Below are 1,953 nucleotides of genomic sequence, written 5' to 3'. Positions count from 1 at the left end.
GGACGCTGTTTTCACGGCGGCGAACTCGAGATCCTCGGTCGCCTCGGTCGCCTCGGTCGCCTCGGTCGCCTCGGTCGCCTCGGTCGCCTCGGTCGCGACGTCCGCGGCCTCGTGCCCGCCGAATGTCACGGCAGTCGCGACGTCGGTGGGGGTCGCGGTTTCACGGAGGTTGTGTTTCGCCGCCGAATGCAGAGCGGTCGAGCTGACGACAGCCGGGTCGATCAGCGGTGATCGGAGTTCGGGCGCGACTGCGATCCTCAGGGTGTGCCCGAGCGCCTGCCTGTCGGCGGCGAGGGAGTCGGCCGCCTGCTGCGGGAACGCATGAGAAGCCATCCGTTCGGATGCGGAATACCCGGCGTCCCCTGGCAATTCGACCGATGCGCTCTCGATCAACATCGCGTACCGAGCCGAGACCCACGCGTGCAACCAGATCACCACACCCACCATCACCGGGGCGATGGCGAATTCGGCTGCGCGACCGAAGGATCCGGCGGCCAGGTGGGGGCCCGCGTTCAAGGCGATGGTGGTGCCGAGCAGGGCGAGTTCGAACACGATTACCTTGCCGCGTTCCAACTCACGCCCCCAGCGGGCCGCGGTGGTCGCGGTGACCATGATGACGATGATCGGGATCGAGATCATCGCCTCGATGCCGTAGCTGAGCCAGTACAGCGGGTCGCTCATGTCGCCGCTCGGCACGAGATTGCGTTGCACGTTGACCCCGGCCCACACCATGCCGAGAACGACGACCCCGATCAGCGCGCGCGATGACCATTCCGACCGCCGGTACAACTGGGCCAGGCGCGCGTCGGCGCTCGACACCCGTCGTCGTGCGGCCAGCGCCTTGCGATGCCAGCGCGCGTCGGCTTCGTCGGTGCGGCGGATGAGGGCGCTGGTGCGGCGGTCGCGTTGTTCGGCGGCGAGCTCGTCGCCCACGGCGCGCCGGCGCTGTGTGCGCCGCTGCGTACGAATCCATTCGGCCAGTTCCCGTTCGGCGCGGATCTCGTCGTCGGAGAGCGCGTCGTAGAGGGCCGTGTCGTGCTGGAGGGGGAGCTTGTCGCGGGCTGTGGCGACCTGCTGGGCGAGCGCCGTGATCTCGGTGTTCGGCGCGATCGCGGCATTCTCGCTCAACCGATCGTCGGACATGTCGCGCCTTCCGCCACTCGAACATATGGACTATCGAACATATGTGTGATTGCCAGAGAGCGTAAACGCCGACCGTGCCCCGGTCAACGACAACGAGTCGATTCCGCCGAATCCCCGGCGGCGACACGCCGGAATTCAGGAATCGGTGTCGCCGTCGAGCAGCCGTTTCTCATACGACGCGCGGCTCGACGATCCGGCCACCGCCGCAACCTGATTCGGTACCGTTCGCCGCAAGACGAAGTCGCGCAACCACTGTGGCAGCGCACCGGACAGGCCGAGTAGCGGCCCGAGATGCGCGGGCAATGTCACCTCGAATCGCGGCCGTGCGACAACCTCGAGCACTGCCGTGGCGACATCGCTTGGCTGGAGCAAGTGTGCTGCGCCGGTATCGGTTCCGACCGCCAATTCGGTTTCGACCACCCCGGGCATGATCGCCGTCAACCGCACGCCGCTCCCGCGCAATTCCTCGCGAACCGCTGTCAGATACCCGAGCACTCCGTGTTTGGTCGCGGCGTAGGTCGCTTCACCGGCGGGGGAGACCTTGGACGCGATCGACGCGATGGTGACGATGTGCCCGCGCCCGCGTGTCCGCATCGCCGGCGCCGCCAGTCGCACCCCGCGGATCACTCCGTGCAGATTCACCGCGAGCATGCGCGCGGTCGCGCTGTCGGGTTCGGCGTCGAACGACCCGACCCACATCACCCCGGCATTGTTGACGAGCACGTCGATCGGTCCGAGGATCGCCTCGGTGACGGCGAGGAAGTCATGAAACGACCGCTCGTCGGTCACATCGAGTTCGCACCCGTGTAC

General features: G+C 67.4%; 2 protein-coding genes. Both read right to left on the bottom strand.

All coding sequences use genetic code 11. The annotated features are described in order from the left end of the window. Positions 1-1,143: hypothetical protein (locus ACFWF3_RS34040; RefSeq protein ID WP_379318120.1), on the bottom strand; the 1,143-nt coding region annotated here is incomplete at its 3' end. 135 nt (positions 1,144-1,278) lie between these two features. Next, the coding region (locus ACFWF3_RS34035; RefSeq protein ID WP_379318118.1) for an SDR family NAD(P)-dependent oxidoreductase at positions 1,279-1,953 on the bottom strand (675 nt) is incomplete at its 5' end.

The organism is Nocardia sp. NPDC060220 (genome assembly GCF_042727815.1).
In the GTDB taxonomy this organism is placed as follows: domain Bacteria; phylum Actinomycetota; class Actinomycetes; order Mycobacteriales; family Mycobacteriaceae; genus Nocardia.
The sequence above is the reverse complement of the archived record's forward strand: the minus strand, read 5'-3'. Positions and strand labels throughout refer to the sequence as shown.